At 74.3% G+C, this 12,926-nt stretch carries 16 protein-coding genes; 8 read left to right on the top strand and 8 right to left on the bottom strand.

Features of this window, described 5'->3' with window-relative positions:
• Positions 1-9 precede the first annotated feature (9 nt).
• Positions 10-756, top strand: coding sequence for an SDR family oxidoreductase (locus tag AB0H75_RS05490; RefSeq protein ID WP_367790834.1), 747 nt, complete (start codon positions 10-12; stop codon positions 754-756).
• Between the two features lie 14 nt (positions 757-770).
• Here AB0H75_RS05490 and AB0H75_RS05485 read toward each other — a convergent pair whose 3' ends face one another.
• The 3 genes from AB0H75_RS05485 to AB0H75_RS05475 all read right to left on the bottom strand — a co-directional run bounded on the left by AB0H75_RS05485 (position 771) and on the right by AB0H75_RS05475 (position 2,177).
• Positions 771-1,577, bottom strand: a complete 807-nt coding sequence (locus AB0H75_RS05485; RefSeq protein WP_367790831.1) for a RimK family alpha-L-glutamate ligase — start codon at positions 1,575-1,577, stop codon at positions 771-773.
• Positions 1,578-1,652: 75 nt separating this feature from the next.
• Positions 1,653-1,886 carry a hypothetical protein gene (locus AB0H75_RS05480; RefSeq protein WP_367790828.1) on the bottom strand — a complete coding sequence of 78 codons (234 nt, stop codon included), beginning with the start codon at positions 1,884-1,886 and terminating at the stop codon, positions 1,653-1,655.
• A 15-nt stretch (positions 1,887-1,901) separates the two neighbouring features.
• Entirely contained in the window at positions 1,902-2,177 is a 276-nt protein-coding gene (locus AB0H75_RS05475; protein WP_367790826.1) for a hypothetical protein, read from the bottom strand.
• A 173-nt stretch (positions 2,178-2,350) separates the two neighbouring features.
• On the opposite strand from AB0H75_RS05475, the gene AB0H75_RS05470 reads away from it, so the two are divergent.
• Positions 2,351-3,043, top strand: a complete 693-nt coding sequence (locus AB0H75_RS05470; RefSeq protein ID WP_367790823.1) for an NIPSNAP family protein — start codon at positions 2,351-2,353, stop codon at positions 3,041-3,043.
• A 32-nt stretch (positions 3,044-3,075) separates the two neighbouring features.
• Here AB0H75_RS05470 and AB0H75_RS05465 read toward each other — a convergent pair whose 3' ends face one another.
• Entirely contained in the window at positions 3,076-3,798 is a 723-nt protein-coding gene (locus AB0H75_RS05465; RefSeq protein WP_367790820.1) for an SDR family oxidoreductase, read from the bottom strand.
• A 54-nt stretch (positions 3,799-3,852) separates the two neighbouring features.
• Here AB0H75_RS05465 and AB0H75_RS05460 point away from each other — a divergent pair, with 54 nt between their 5' ends.
• From AB0H75_RS05460 to AB0H75_RS05445, 4 genes are read left to right on the top strand one after another with little or no spacing between them, the layout of a single operon-like run.
• A complete protein-coding gene (locus AB0H75_RS05460; protein WP_367790818.1) occupies positions 3,853-4,581 on the top strand; it encodes an enoyl-CoA hydratase family protein in 729 nt (242 codons plus the stop codon).
• A gap of 11 nt (positions 4,582-4,592) precedes the next feature.
• A complete protein-coding gene (locus AB0H75_RS05455) occupies positions 4,593-5,360 on the top strand; it encodes a CoA transferase subunit A (protein WP_367792339.1) in 768 nt (255 codons plus the stop codon).
• Between the two features lie 26 nt (positions 5,361-5,386).
• Positions 5,387-6,106 (top strand): CoA-transferase subunit beta, encoded by a 720-nt coding sequence (locus tag AB0H75_RS05450; RefSeq protein WP_367790815.1) that lies wholly within the window; start codon positions 5,387-5,389, stop codon positions 6,104-6,106.
• A complete protein-coding gene (locus tag AB0H75_RS05445) occupies positions 6,103-7,131 on the top strand; it encodes an NAD(P)H-dependent flavin oxidoreductase (protein ID WP_367790812.1) in 1,029 nt (342 codons plus the stop codon). The genes AB0H75_RS05450 and AB0H75_RS05445 overlap by 4 nt, the downstream gene beginning before the upstream one ends.
• On the opposite strand, the gene AB0H75_RS05440 is transcribed toward AB0H75_RS05445, so the two are convergent.
• From AB0H75_RS05440 to AB0H75_RS05430, 3 genes are read right to left on the bottom strand one after another with little or no spacing between them, the layout of a single operon-like run.
• On the bottom strand, positions 7,118-7,789 hold the full coding sequence (locus AB0H75_RS05440) for a pentapeptide repeat-containing protein (RefSeq protein ID WP_367790809.1): 672 nt from the start codon (positions 7,787-7,789) through the stop codon (positions 7,118-7,120). The genes AB0H75_RS05445 and AB0H75_RS05440 overlap by 14 nt on opposite strands.
• 3 nt (positions 7,790-7,792) lie before the next feature.
• A complete protein-coding gene (locus AB0H75_RS05435) occupies positions 7,793-9,343 on the bottom strand; it encodes a glycoside hydrolase family 3 protein (protein ID WP_367790806.1) in 1,551 nt (516 codons plus the stop codon).
• A 26-nt stretch (positions 9,344-9,369) separates the two neighbouring features.
• Positions 9,370-10,563 (bottom strand): acetyl-CoA C-acetyltransferase, encoded by a 1,194-nt coding sequence (locus tag AB0H75_RS05430; RefSeq protein ID WP_367790803.1) that lies wholly within the window; start codon positions 10,561-10,563, stop codon positions 9,370-9,372.
• A gap of 97 nt (positions 10,564-10,660) precedes the next feature.
• Between AB0H75_RS05430 and AB0H75_RS05425 the strand changes: the two genes are divergently transcribed.
• Together AB0H75_RS05425 and AB0H75_RS05420 are read left to right on the top strand one after the other, a co-directional pair.
• Positions 10,661-11,329 carry a TetR/AcrR family transcriptional regulator gene (locus AB0H75_RS05425; protein WP_367790800.1) on the top strand — a complete coding sequence of 223 codons (669 nt, stop codon included), beginning with the start codon at positions 10,661-10,663 and terminating at the stop codon, positions 11,327-11,329.
• Positions 11,326-12,006 carry a DNA alkylation repair protein gene (locus tag AB0H75_RS05420; protein WP_367790797.1) on the top strand — a complete coding sequence of 227 codons (681 nt, stop codon included), beginning with the start codon at positions 11,326-11,328 and terminating at the stop codon, positions 12,004-12,006. Before AB0H75_RS05425 ends, AB0H75_RS05420 begins: the two co-directional genes overlap by 4 nt.
• A gap of 46 nt (positions 12,007-12,052) precedes the next feature.
• Here the strand turns inward: AB0H75_RS05420 and AB0H75_RS05415 are convergent, their stop codons facing one another.
• Positions 12,053-12,901, bottom strand: coding sequence for a LysR family transcriptional regulator (locus tag AB0H75_RS05415; RefSeq protein ID WP_367790794.1), 849 nt, complete (start codon positions 12,899-12,901; stop codon positions 12,053-12,055).
• Positions 12,902-12,926: the final 25 nt, after the last annotated feature.

The raw sequence follows: 12,926 nt of genomic DNA, 5'->3' as shown, positions 1-12,926 counted from the left end.
CTCCGGAACATGACTCTGTTCTCGGTGGAAGGCAAGACCGTCGTCGTCACGGGCGGCTCGCGGGGCATCGGCCGCATGATCGCGCAGGGGTTCGTCGCGGCGGGCGCGAACGTCTGCATCTCGGCGCGCAAGGCGGCCGAGCTGGAGAAGACCGCCGCCGAGCTGGGTTGCGCGGCCGTGCCCGCCGACCTGTCCACGGCGGAGGGGCGCGAGGCGCTGGCCTCGGCCGTGGACGGGCCGCTGCACGTGCTGGTCAACAACGCGGGCGCGACGTGGGGCGCGCCCCTGGAGGAGTATCCCGAGTCCGCCTTCGACAAGCTCTGGAACATCAACGTCAAGGGCGTCTTCGCGCTGACCCAGCTCCTCCTGCCGCGCCTGCGCGAGGCGGCCGGGCCGGACGACCCGGCGCGGGTGATCAACGTGGGCTCGGTGGACGGCATCAGGGTGCCGGTCATGCCGACCTACGCCTACTCCTCGACCAAGTCCGCCGTCCACATGCTCACCCGCCACCTGGCCGCGCACCTGGCGAAGGAGCACATCACGGTCAACGCCATCGCGCCGGGGCCGTTCGAGTCGAAGATGATGGCCTTCGCCCTCGACGACCCGGGCACCCGCTCGGCCATCGAGACCGGGGTGCCGCTCGGGCGCATCGGCCGGCCCGACGACATGGCGGGCACGGCGATCTTCCTGGCCTCGCGCGCGGGGTCGTACCTGACCGGGACGGTGATCCCCGTGGACGGCGGGATCACCGCCTGATCACAGCAGCCCGGTCACAGCAGCTCGGTGAGGGCCTTGGCGAAGGCGGCCGGCGCGTCCGGCGCGTGGCGCAGGTACAGGTAGGGCTCGGTCAGCTCCAGCTCGATGACCGCGGGCGCGCCGCCGGGCAGCCGGACCAGGTCCACCCGGGCGTACAGCAACGGCCCCGGGACGGTGGCGAGCACCCGCTCGGCCAGCTCGACCTGGTCCTCGGCGGGCGTGCGTACCTGTGCCTTGTCGTTGTCGCCGGGCGTCGCGCCGGTGGCGAGCATCGGGGTGCGGCGGACGGCGTGGCTGAGGCGGCGATTGAAGTACAGCAGCGAGGTCTCGCCCTCGTCCTCCACCATGTCGAGGTACGGCTGGATCATCGGGGTGCGCCCGCCGGCCTCCAGCGCGGCGGCCAGGGCGGCGGCCTCGGCGCGGTCGCGGGTGCGCGTGGTGTCGCGGGCGCCCGCCGAGACCGCGGGCTTGACGACGTACTCCGCCCAGTCGGGCAGCCCCCGCGAGGACCAGTGCGTGGGCACCGACGGCAGATCGCGCAGGTAGGTCTTGTCGGTGTTGGCCGCGATCACGGCGAACGGGTTGAGCAGGCGGGTGACCGACTCGACCCGGCGTGCCCAGGCCAGGAACTCCGCGCGCCGGGGGACGTAGTCCCAGACCGAGCGGACGACGACCGCGTCGTAGGCGCTCCAGTCGGCGGCGGGGTCGTCCCAGCGCTCGGCGCGGCCCTCGATGCCGGCCGCGCGCCAGGCCGCGAGGACCAGGTCACGCTCGTCGTCGTTCTCCTGGCCATCAAAAGTGGCATAAGCACAAATAGTCACCCAAAGATGCTAATAGGCCGCGGGCCAGGCCCTTTCCGGCCTGGCCCGCGGCGATCCGGGGATCGTGCCGGCGGGTTACTGGCCCGCGCCGTCGGTGGTGGTGGTCGTGGCGACGCCGTTGACGTTGTTGACGCCGGCCGCCTCCCTGCCGGAGGTGTTGACGTTGCTGACGTTGCCGAAGTTGTTGCCGGACTGGGTGGCGCTCCTGTTGGTGCTGGTGTTGCCGGCGTTCGTGTCGGCGTGGGCGGGAGCCGAGAGGAAGGCGGCTCCCACCGCGACGACGCCGACCATCCAGAGCTTCTTCACCATGCGGATGTCCTTTGGTCAGTCGAAGATGTAGGTCACCGTGAGGCCGCCGTTCGTGGCGGTCGAGGCGATGCCGTTGACGTTGTTGACATTCGTCGAGGCGCCCCGGCCGAGATTGGCCGAGGAGACGCCGCCGAAGTCGTTGCCGGACTGGGACGAGTCGTCGTTGCGGCTGGCGGTGCCGGACCAGGGCCAGCCGCCGGGCCAGGCGTCGGCGTGCGCGGGGACGGCAAGGAGTGCGCCGCCGGCGACCGCTGCAACCCATGCCGCGGCGGCGCACACTCTTCGGATCATTCGTGCTCCTTCACCCGGGACGAGGCGCGCCACGGGCCCCAGGCGCACCACCGTCTGCTCTTCGCTGGTGAGCATATAACCCAGAGTTGCGAATATGTAGCACTAGGTATCCGGAATTTTTCCGGTGGCGACGCTGACATGAGGTGTCAGTGACCGGGTCCTACCGTCCCCGCATGAGGATCTACGAGTTGCGCCGTTACGCCCTGCGCCCCGGACGGCGGGAGGACCTGATCGGGTTGTTCGAGCGGGAGTTCGTGGAGTCGCAGGAGGCGGCCGGCATGCGGGTGGCCGGCACCTTCCGCGATCCCGACGCGCCCGACACCTTCCCCTGGCTGCGGGCCTTTCCCGACATGGCCGCCAGGAAGGCGGCGCTGGAGACCTTCTACTCGGGGCCGGTGTGGCGGGCGCACCGGGAGGCGGCCAACGCGACGATGCTCGACTCCGACGACGTGCTGCTGCTGCGCGCCCTGGCCGAGCCTCCCCTGCGGGCGCGGCCGCCGGTCGGGGCGGACGCGCCGCCGGCCTCCCGGTACGTCGCCACGGTCTACCCCGTCGCCGACGGCTTCCCGGAGTTCTTCGACGGCGTGCTCGCTCCGGTGCTGGCGGAGGCGGGGGTGCCGCCGGTCGTCCGGTTCGTCACCGAGCACGCCGAGAACACCTTCCCGCAGCTGCCCGTCCGGGAAGGGGAGAACGTCTTCGTGTGGTTCGCCCGCTTCGACGGGCCCGCGGGCGAAGGAGAGCCGGACGCCGTGGACTTGGACACCGTGGACCTGGACGCCGTGGACCTGCCGGTGGTGGCGCCGCGCCTGACCGCCGCCCCGCAGCGGCTGCGCCTGCACCCCACGGCCCGCTCCGCCATGCGCTGACCCCGCCCCTGGGCCCCCTGGCCCAGCCCCCCTCACTCCTGGGCGAGGCCGCGCCAGAGCGGGATCTCGCCGCCGCCGTCCACCCGCACCTCGGCGCCCGTCACGTAGCCCGGGGCGGCCAGCCACAGGCACGCCCGCGCCACGTCCTCGGGGCCGGCCGGGCGGCCGGCCGGGATCGCCGCGCCCAGCCCGCCACCGGCCCCGCCGTAGTGATCGGCGGCGGACTCCGTCGCGGCCAGGCCCACCACCACCGTGTTGACCCGCACCTCCGGCGCCCATTCCGCGGCCAGGCAGCGGGCCAGGTGGTGCAGCCCGGCCTTGGCCGCGCCGTAGGCGGAGGTGCCGGGCGAGGGACGGGTGCCGCTGACGCTGCCGACCATCACGACCGCGCCCCGGGCCGCCGCCAGCAGGGGGCGGGCGTACTGGGCGACCAGGAGCGGAGCCGTCAGGTTCAGCTCGATCACGCGGGCGTGCAGGCGCGGCGAGGTGCCCTCCAGCGGCGCGTACGGCGACCCGCCCGCGTTGTTGACCACGACGTCGAGGCGGTCGAAGGCGGCCACCAGCCGCTCGACGTCGGCCGGCTCGCGCACGTCGGCCGGTACGAAGCGGAACTCGTCCCGCTCGGGCGGGCGCCGGGCGCACACGGTGACCTCGGCGCCCGCCCGCGCGAAGGCCCGTGCGACGCCCAGCCCGAGGCCCCTGGTGCCGCCGGTCACCAGGACGGACCTGCCCGTGTAGTCGTAAGTGACGGTCACGGGTGCTACCGTACCAAGCAAGCGTTAGGTGCAACCAGGAGGTGGGGCGGCGGGATGGGGATCACGCTGCGAGCCGGGCCGGTCGCCGAGGTCGTCATGGACGTGCCCCCGGTCAACGCGCTGACCGTACGGGCCTGGCAGGAGCTGGCAGCGGCCCTGCGGGCGGTCGGGGACGACCCCGGGACCCGGGTGGTCGTGCTGCGCGCCGAGGGACGCGGCTTCAACGCCGGGGTGGACATCAAGGAGCTGCGGGACGCCGAGGGCCACGAGGCGCTGGTCGCCGTCAACCGGGCCTGCCACGCCGCCTTCGCGGCCGTCTACGACTGCCCGGTGCCGGTGATCGCCGCCGTCCACGGCCACTGCCTGGGCGGCGGCGTCGGCCTGGCCGGCAACGCCGACGTCGTGGTGGCCGCCGAGGACGCCTACTTCGGGCTGCCCGAGGTGGACCGGGGCGCGCTCGGCGCCGCCACGCACCTGGCCCGGCTGGTGCCCCAGCACCTCGTGCGGGCCATGGTCTACACCTGCCGCAACGTCACGGCGGCCGAGCTGCACGCCTTCGGCTCGGTGCTGGAGGTGGCGCCGCGCGACGGGCTGCGCGAGGCGGCGCTGGAGGTGGCCGGGGTGATCGCGGCCAAGGACCCGTACGTCATCCGCCGCGCCAAGGAGTCGCTGAACGGCATCGACCCGGTGGACGTCCACCGCGGCTACCGCTTCGAGCAGGGCTTCACCTTCGAGCTGACCCTCATGGGCGCGGGAGACCGGCACCGGGAGCGCTTCCGGTGACCGGCAAGGTGATGACCGCCGACGAGGTCGCGGCCACGCTGGACAGCGGCATGACCGTCGGGATCGGCGGCTGGGGGTCGCGGCGCAAGCCGATGGCCCTGGTGGCGGCCGTCCTGCGCTCCCCCGTCCGGGACCTGACGGTCATCTCCTGCGGCGGGCCGGACGTCGGCATGTTGTGCGCGGCCGGCAAGGTGCGCCGGGTGGTGGCCCCGTTCGTCACGCTCGACTCCATCCCCCTGGAGCCGCACTTCCGCCGGGCCCGGCAGGCCGGGGAGATCGCGTTCACCGAGTACGACGAGGGCATGTTCCTGTTCGGGCTGCTGGCGGCGGCGCACCGGCTGCCGTTCCTGCCGACGCGGGCGGGGCTGGGCTCGGACGTGCTGCGGATCAACCCGGAGCTGCGGACGGTGCGCTCGCCGTACGCGGACGGGCAGGAGCTGGTCGCGGTGCCCGCGCTCACCATGGACGTGGCGCTGGTGCACCTCAACCGGGCCGACGCCCGGGGCAACGCCCAGTACCTGGGGCCGGACCCGTACCTCGACGACCTGTACGCCAAGGCGGCGGACCGCTGCTACGTCTCCTGCGAGCGCCTGGTGGAGACCGCCGACCTGCTGAAGGAGGGGCCGGTGCAGTCGCTGCTGATCAGCCGGTCCGTGGTGGCCGGCGTGGTGGAGGCGCCCGGCGGGGCCGGTTTCACCTCCTGCGAGCCGGACTACGGGCGCGACGAGGAGCGCCAGCGCCGTTACGCGGAGACGGGGACCGATGAGCGGGGCTACTGATGAGCGGGCTGACGATGAGCGGGCTGATGAGCAGGGCTGACGTGTGCGTGGTGGCCTGCGCGGAGTCCTTCCGCGGCGACGGCGAGATCCTGGCGGCCGGGATCGGCGGGCCGGTCACGGTGCTGGCGGCGCGGCTGGCGCGGCTGACGTTCGAGCCGGACCTGCTCACGCACGACGGCACCTGCCTGCTCACCGGCGACGTGCCCGCCCTGGGCGCGGCCCCCGAGGTCGTCGAGGGGTGGCTGCCGTTCCGCGACCACCTGTGGCTGGTGCTGAACGGGCGGCGGCACGTCATGCTCGGCGCGAGCCAGATCGACCGGCACGGCAACACCAACATCTCCTGCATCGGCGACTGGGCCCGCCCGAAGGCGCAGCTCCTGGGCGTGCGCGGCGCGCCCGGCAACACCCGGTGCGACCCGGTGAGCTACTGGATCCCCCGGCACGGCCCGCGGGTGTTCGTGCCCCGGGTGGACCTGGTGAGCGGGCTCGGCACCGACCGGGGCGCCTTCGACCTGCGCCGCGTCGTGACGAACCTGGCCGTCCTGGACTTCCGCACGCCGGACGGGTCGATGCGGCTGGCGTCCGTGCACCCGGGGGTGAGCGTGGCCGACGTGGTGGCGGCGACCGGCTTCGACCTGGTCGTGCCCGCCGAGGTCCCGGTGACCAGGGAGCCGACCGCCGAGGAGCGGCGCGTCCTCGGCCTGCTCGACCCCGGGCGGGCCCGCGAGCGCGAGGTGCCGGCGTGAGGACCGCCCTGACGGCCCTGGTGGGCTGCCGGCACCCCATCGTGCAGACCGGCATGGGCTACGTCGCGGGCGCCCGGCTGGCGGCGGCCGCCTCGCAGGCCGGCGCGCTCGGCGTGATCGGCGCGGCCACCCTGTCGGTCGCCGAGATGACCGCGGCCATCCGCCGCGTCAAGGAGCGCACCGACCAGCCCTTCGGCGTCAACCTGCGCGCCGACGCCGACGACGCCGCCGAGCGGGTCGAGGTGCTGGTGCGCGAGGGCGTGCGGGTGGCCTCCTTCGCCCAGGCGCCCCGGCGGGACCTGATCGCCCGCCTCAAGGACGCGGGCGTGGTCACGATCCCGTCGGTGGGCGCCCGGCGGCACGCCGAGAAGGTGGCCGCGTGGGGCGTGGACGCCGTCATCGTGCAGGGCGGCGAGGGCGGCGGCCACACCGGCCCGCTCGCCACCACCCTGCTGCTCCCCCAGGTCGTGGACGCCGTGGACATCCCGGTGATCGCGGCCGGCGGCTTCTTCGACGGGCGCGGCCTGGTGGCGGCGCTGGCCTACGGCGCCTGCGGCGTGGCGATGGGCACCCGCTTCCTGCTCACCAGCGACTCGCCGGTGCCCGCCGAGGTGAAGGAGTTCTACCTGGCCGCGCGGGAGACCGTGGTGACCACGAAGGTGGACGGGGTGCCGCACCGGGTGCTGGCCACGCCGTTCGTGGCCGGGCTCGAACGCTCCCGCCTGGCCCGCGCCGTGCTGAACGGCGCCCGCTTCAAGCGGCTGTCGGGGCTGTCGTGGGCGGCGCTGCTGCGCGAGGGCCGCCGCATGCGCCGCGGCCGGGAGCTGACCTGGGCGCAGGTGCTCCAGGCGGCGAACACGCCGGTGCTGCTGCGCGCGGCCATGGTGGAGGGGCGCGTGGATCTCGGGGTGATGGCCTCGGGACAGGTGGTGGGCGTGATCGACGACCTGCCGTCGTGCCGGGAGCTGGTGGAGCGCGTCATGGCCGAGGCGGCGCGGACGCTGGCCCGGCTCACAGGACCGTGATGCCGCGGGCGGCGAGGATGGCGTGGGCCTGCGCCTGGTTGATGATCGCGCCGGCGAGGGCGCGCAGCTTGGCGTCGTCGGGCTGCCCGAGGTCGGCGCCCCGCAGGTCGGCCCTCGTGAAGGTGGTGCCGAGCAGGCGGGTGCCGAGGAGCCGGCAGTCGCTGAAGGTGGCCTCGGTGAAGTCGCAGCCCGACAGGTCGGCGTCGTCGAAGCGCACGCCCTCGACGAGCTGCTTGCGCAGGGAGCAGCCGCCCAGGTTGGCCAGGGTCAGGTTGGAGCGGGCGAGCCGGAAGCCGGTGCCGCGCGAGGCGGTCAGCGAGGCGCCGATCATGCGGCAGCCGGTGAAGGCGGCGTCGGTGAGCAGCGCCCCGGCGAACTGGGCCGAGGACAGGTCCACGTCGGTGAAGGAGGCGTCGATGAGGTCGGCGTCGTTGAAGCGGGTGCGCATCCCGCCCCCGCCCCTGAACACCGCCCCGTCGAGGTCGGCCCTGCGGAAGTCGGTGCCGTCGAGGACGCACGCCTCGAACGTGGCCCCGCCCAGCGAGGCGCCCCACAGGTCGGCCTCCGTCAGGTCGCAGCCCCGGAAGGCGTGCGTCTCGCCGGGCGGCAGCCGGTCGCCCAGCGCCTTGTGGGAGAGGTCCTCGCCGTCGAATTCCACGGCCTAGAGCCTACCGGTGAGCACCTCCGCGGCCGCCTGCCCGCAGACCCGGGCCGAGCCGTACGTGGCGATGTGCACCGCGCCGAGGTCGGAGCGGGCGGGCAGGCCCATCTCGACCACGACCGCGTCCGGGCGGGCGCACAGCAGGTGCCGCAGCGCCTCGCCCTGCCAGGGGTGGCGGTGCGCGTCGCGGACCACGACCACCAGCGGCCGGCCGGTGGCGGCGGCGATCAGGCGCTCCAGCTCCGCGCCGGTCGTCTCGCCGGCGGTCAGGCGGGTGACCTCGGTGCCGGGCAGCAGGCGCGCCAGCGGCTCGCCGACGCCCCAGGGGGTGCCGCCGTCGATGGCGAGGTTCATCTCGGGCGACAGCTCCACCACGCGCGCGGGGCCGGACAGCGGCAGCACCGGCGCCGTGGAGCGGCGGGTGACGCGCACCGCCCGCCGCGCGGCGACCAGCCCGAGGCCGAAACCCGGCCCGCCGCTACCGTCCGGGGCCGCCGGGCCGGAGCGGGCGTCCCGCGCGCCCGGCCCGCGCGGATCGTCCAGGGCCGCCGGGCTGCCCGAGGAAGCGGACCAGGCGGCCAGCTCGCGGACCCGGCGGGCGGCGTCGGCCAGGCGCTCCTCGGGCAGCAGCCCCTCGGTCACGGCGGCGGCGATGGCGTCGCGGATCCCGGCGGCGGTCGCCTCGTCGGCCCGCTCGCCGCCCACGCAGATCGCGTCCGCGCCGGCGGCGATGGCGCGGGCGGAGGCGCCGCCGATCCCGTACGCCGCCGTCACCGCCGCCATCTCGATGCCGTCCGTGACGATCAGCCCGTCGAAGCCCAGCTCCTCGCGCAGCAGCCCGGTGAGGAGCTTGGGGCTGAGCGTGGCGGGCAGCTCGGCGTCGTACGACGGCACGAGCAGGTGCCCGGTCATGACCGCCTTGACGCCCTCCCTGATCGCCTCGCGGAAGGGCAGCAGCGCCTCCTCGACCCTGTCGCCGGCGACCACGGGCACGCCGTGGTGCGAGTCGACCGAGGTGTCCCCGTGCCCGGGGAAGTGCTTGACGCAGGCCGCCACGCCGGCCGCCTGGAGCCCGCGCACGAACGCCCGGGTGTGCCGGGCGACCAGCGCCGGGTCCGCGCCGAAGGCCCGCAGCCCGATGACCGGGTTGTCCGGGTTGGAGTTGACGTCGGCGGACGGGGCGAAGTCGATCGTGATCCCGGCGCGGGCCAGGTCCGTGCCGAGGTCGCAGGCCACGGCCTCGGTCAGCGCCGGGTCGTCCACGACGCCGAGGGCGTAGCCGCCGGGGCGGCTGCTGCCGCTCGCCACCTCCAGGCGGGTGACCTCGCCGGACTCCTCGTCGGTGCCGACCAGCACGGCGGGGTTCTCGGCGCGCAGCGCGGCGGTCAGCCGGGCGACCTGCTCGGGGCTCTCGATGTTGCGCGAGAAGAGCACCACGCCCGCCAGCCCCTGCCCGAGCCGGCGGCGCAACCAGTCGGGAGGCGTGCGGCCGGCGAATCCGGGGAGGAGCACGGCGTCGGCGAGGCGAAGCAGGTCACCGCTCTGTGGCATGCTCCAGAATCTAATAGGAAAGTTTCTTATTTTCTAGAGCCGTTTTCTGACGTCAGCCCGTTGCCCTCGGTGAGGCGTTCGATGACGGTGACGTTCGCCTGGCCGCCGCCCTCGCACATCGTCTGCAGGCCGTACCTGCCGCCGGTCCGCTCCAGCTCGTGCAGCAGCTTGACGGCGAGCACCGCGCCGGTCGCGCCGAGCGGGTGGCCGAGCGCGATCGCGCCGCCGTTCGGGTTGACCCGGGCCGGGTCGGCGCCGGTCTCCTTGATCCAGGCCAGCACGACCGGCGCGAACGCCTCGTTGACCTCGACGGCGTCGAAGTCGTCGATCGACATGCCGGTCCTGCCGAGGGCGTGCGCGGTGGCCGGGATGGGCGCGGTGAGCATGGTGATCGGGTCGTCGCCGCGGGCCGAGAGGTGGTGGACGCGGGCACGCGGGGTCAGACCGTGGTCGCGTACCGCGCGCGGGGAGGCGACGAGCAGCGCCGCGGCGCCGTCGGAGAGCTGCGAGGCCAGCGCGGCGGTCAGCCGGCCGCCCTCGGTGAGGGGCCTCAGCGCGGCCATCTTCGCGGGCGTGGTGTCGCGGCGCGGGCCCTCGTCGTCGGCCACGCCGGCGCAGGGGACGATCTCGCGCCGGAAGTACCCGGCGTCGATGGCGCGCAGGGCGCGCCGGTGCGACTCGTGGGCGTAGCGCTCCATCTCCTCCCGCGACAGGCCCCAGCGCTCGGCGATCCGCTCCGCGCCGGCGAACTGGGAGACCTCCCCCGTGCCGTACCGCGCGCGCCAGCCCGCCGAGCCGGTGAACGGGTCGGGGTGCCCGAGCGGCCGCCCGGCGAGCATGGCCGAGGAGATGGGGACCATGCTCATGCTCTGCACACCGCCCGCCACGACCAGGTCGCTCGTGCCCGACAGCACGGCCTGGGCGGCGAAGTGCAGCGCCTGCTGGGAGGAGCCGCACTGGCGGTCCACCGTGACGCCGGGCACCTGCTCGGGCAGCCCGGCCGCCAGCCAGCAGGTACGCGCCACGTCCCCGGCCTGCGGCCCGACGGTGTCCACGCAGCCGAGGATGACGTCCTCGACGGCCGAGGGGTCGGCGTCCACGCCGTCCATCAGCGCCCTGAGCACGTGGGCGCCGAGGTCGGCGGGGTGGACACGGGCCAGGCCGCCGCCGCGCCGCCCGACGGGGGCGCGGACGGCGCCGACGATGTACGCCTCGCTCATCCCCGTATCGTAGCAAGCGCTTGGTAGAGTAAGGAACGCCCGATGAGCTGCGCTCGTCACGCGAACAAGCGATTGTGCGAGGGCTCATAATGGGAACGTGACCACGCGAAAGAACTCCGGCACCACCACACCGGCGAAGCGCCAGCGGGCGGCCGCCTCCGGGGCGGCGTCCGAGCGCCGTGACCACCTCGTCAAGCTCGCCGCGGAGCTCTTCGCGCGCAAGGGCTTCCAGGCCACGACCGTACGCGAGATCGCCGACGAGGCGGGCATCCTCTCCGGAAGTCTGTACCACCACTTCGACTCCAAGGAGACGATCGTCGACGAGGTGCTGTCCACCTTCCTCGACGACCTCATCGCCCGCTACCGCGCCGCCGTCGACACCAGCGCCGACCCCCGCACGGTGCTGTCGGAGATGGTCCGCATCGGCTTCGGCACCCTGGAGCCCCACCGTGCCGCCATCACCGTCATGCAGAACGACTGGAACTACCTGCGGCAGTTCGAGCGCTTCAACTACCTCGTCAAGGCCGAGGACGAGGTCGAGCAGATCTGGGTCACCCAGATCAAGGCCGGCCAGGCGGCCGGGCAGTTCCGCGCCGACGTCGATCCCAAGCTGACCTACCGCATGATCCGCGACACCATCTGGGTCGCGGTCCGCTGGTTCCGCCCGGGCGGCAGGCTCAACACCAACGGCCTGGCCGAGCACTACATCACGGTGTTGTTCGACGGCCTCGCCACCGGCGAGCGGACGACCCAGCCCCAGGGATGAGCCTGGGCAAGGCGGTCCGGCTGGCCCTGCGGGAGGCGGCCGAGCCGGACAAGGCCGAGACGATGCGGGCGTACATGAAGTCCGACATGCCCTTCCTGGGCGTGCAGGCGGTGCCCCGGCGGGCCGTGCTGCGGCGCGTCTTCGCCGAGCACCGCATCGACAGCGCGCCCGAGTGGCGGCGGGCCGTGCTTGCGCTGTGGCGCGAGGCCGAGTACCGCGAGGAGCGCTACGCCGCCATCGACCTGTCCGGTCACCACTTCTACCGGCGCTTCCAGTCCCTCTACACGCTGCCGATGTACGAGGAGATGATCGTCACCGGCGCCTGGTGGGACCTCGTGGACGAGCTGGCCACCCACCGCATCGGCGGACTCCTGGCCGCCTACCCCGACGCGATGCGCCCCCTGGTGCTGCAATGGGCGCACGACCCCGACCTGTGGAAGCGCCGCACCGCCATCCTCTGCCAGAACCGCTTCAAGAAGCGCACCGACACGGCCCTGCTGTACGCCTGCATCGAGCCCAGCCTGTCCGACAACGACTTCTTCGCCCGCAAGGCCATCGGCTGGGCCTTACGCGAGTACGCCAAGACCAACCCGGCCGAGGTCCTGCGCTACGTCAGGGCCAAGGGCATCTCGGGCCTGAGCCGCCGCGAGGCGCTCAAGAACCTGCCGGCGAGCTGACTCCGGAGCACGACGTCCCGGCCACGGCACCGCGGGCGGCTGGGGCTCACCGCGTCCACAGGGCGTCCTGGACGGCCTGCACCAGGGCCATCAGCTCGGGCGTGACCCGCTCCCTCGACCACGCCAGCGCGTAGGTGATCCGCAGCTCCCCCGCCTCCAGCGGCACGAACCGCACGTCCTCCCGGCGCACGGCCCGGACCAGGAGCTGCGGGATCGGCAGCAGGCCGGCGCCGGCGGCGACCTGGTCGAGGGCGGCGGCGAAGTCGTCGTCGGGGACCAGCCGCGAGCGGCCCGGCAGCCCGGCCCACGGGCGGCCGTACGGGGTGAGCAGCACCTGTCCGGCCAGGTCGTCCGGGGCCAGCCGGGCGCGGGCGGCGAGGCGGTGACCGGCGGGGACGGCCAGGTGGTCCACGGTGACGTGGAAGCGGGCGGCGGTGACGAAGGCGGCCGGGGCGGGGGTGGCGAGGATGGCCGCCGAGACCTCGCCCGCGGCCAGCGCCCGCGCGGCCTCCCCGCGCCCGGCGGCGCGCAGCTCCACCCCGATCGACGGGCTGCGGCCGGCCAGGCGGCGCACGACGCGGGCGGCGAGCGTGCCCACGAGCGGTGGATAAGCGAGGTGAATGGTCGGGCGGGCGAGCCGGGCCGCTTCGGCGGTGAAGGCGGCGGCCGACTCCAGCGCCTGCTCGGCGTAGGGCAGCAGGGCCTTGCCCTCGGCGGTGAGCCGCACCTCGCGGGCGGTGCGCTCGAAGAGCCGGAGCCCGGTGGCGCGTTCGAGCCGGGTGATGGCCTGGCTCATGGCGGGCTGCGACATGCCCAGGTCGGCGGCGGCGGCCGAGAAGCTCAGCCGGGCGGCGACCCGCGTGAAGCAGTGGATCTCCCTGAGCATAAGCAGCATCGATCCATGGTGCACGACTCCGCCG

The sequence above is a fragment of the Nonomuraea sp. NPDC050783 genome (genome assembly GCF_040802095.1).
GTDB lineage: Bacteria > Actinomycetota > Actinomycetes > Streptosporangiales > Streptosporangiaceae > Nonomuraea.
The sequence above is the reverse complement of the archived record's forward strand: the minus strand, read 5'-3'. Positions and strand labels throughout refer to the sequence as shown.

Bases quoted from the DNA above. Each gene is read 5' to 3' on its own strand.
- AB0H75_RS05470 (WP_367790823.1), top strand. From the start codon at position 2,351: ATGAGGATCTACGAGTTGCGCCGTTACGCCCTGCGCCCCGGACGGCGG.
- AB0H75_RS05460 (WP_367790818.1), top strand. From the start codon at position 3,853: ATGGGGATCACGCTGCGAGCCGGGCCGGTCGCCGAGGTCGTCATGGAC.
- AB0H75_RS05450 (WP_367790815.1), top strand. From the start codon at position 5,387: ATGAGCAGGGCTGACGTGTGCGTGGTGGCCTGCGCGGAGTCCTTCCGC.
- AB0H75_RS05430 (WP_367790803.1), bottom strand. From the start codon at position 10,563: ATGAGCGAGGCGTACATCGTCGGCGCCGTCCGCGCCCCCGTCGGGCGG.
- AB0H75_RS05415 (WP_367790794.1), bottom strand. From the start codon at position 12,901: ATGCTGCTTATGCTCAGGGAGATCCACTGCTTCACGCGGGTCGCCGCC.
- AB0H75_RS05480 (WP_367790828.1), bottom strand. From the start codon at position 1,886: ATGGTGAAGAAGCTCTGGATGGTCGGCGTCGTCGCGGTGGGAGCCGCC.
- AB0H75_RS05435 (WP_367790806.1), bottom strand. From the start codon at position 9,343: ATGCCACAGAGCGGTGACCTGCTTCGCCTCGCCGACGCCGTGCTCCTC.
- AB0H75_RS05475 (WP_367790826.1), bottom strand. From the start codon at position 2,177: ATGATCCGAAGAGTGTGCGCCGCCGCGGCATGGGTTGCAGCGGTCGCC.
- AB0H75_RS05420 (WP_367790797.1), top strand. From the start codon at position 11,326: ATGAGCCTGGGCAAGGCGGTCCGGCTGGCCCTGCGGGAGGCGGCCGAG.
- AB0H75_RS05455 (WP_367792339.1), top strand. From the start codon at position 4,593: ATGACCGCCGACGAGGTCGCGGCCACGCTGGACAGCGGCATGACCGTC.
- AB0H75_RS05490 (WP_367790834.1), top strand. From the start codon at position 10: ATGACTCTGTTCTCGGTGGAAGGCAAGACCGTCGTCGTCACGGGCGGC.